This window comes from Halomonas sp. ND22Bw, from assembly GCF_003011945.1.
Taxonomy (GTDB): domain Bacteria; phylum Pseudomonadota; class Gammaproteobacteria; order Pseudomonadales; family Halomonadaceae; genus Halomonas; species Halomonas halophila.
The window spans coordinates 1-321 of record NZ_PXWD01000493.1 but is presented as its reverse complement, the minus strand read 5'-3'; the positions used below and the strand labels follow the sequence as shown (position 1 = coordinate 321).

Sequence of the window (321 nt, the reverse complement as noted above, 5' to 3'; positions counted from 1 at the left end):
GGTCCTGGCCGCCCCCCTGCTGAGCGCCTGCGTCATCTATGACAGCAGCGCGGGCGAGAACGTCTCTGTCAACGTTAGCCGCAACGACGCCCCGCCGGCCGAGGCCATCCGCGAGGCCCGGTTCGCCGACGGCGCCCTGGTCGTGCGCGTCGATTCCACCGGCTGCACCCAGGCGTCGGACTTCGAGGTGGCGGTGGCGGACAACAATCCGGTCGAGATCACCCTGCGCCGCACCAAACAGGACCTGTGCAAGGCCCTGGTCCCCAACGGCGTCGAACTGCGCTGGACCTACGCTGACCTGGGCCTGGACGCCGGCACGCC

1 protein-coding gene is annotated in these 321 nt (G+C 70.4%); it reads left to right on the top strand.

The features are described from left to right. The coding region (locus CVH10_RS19080; protein WP_219924842.1) for a hypothetical protein at positions 1-321 on the top strand (321 nt) is incomplete at both ends.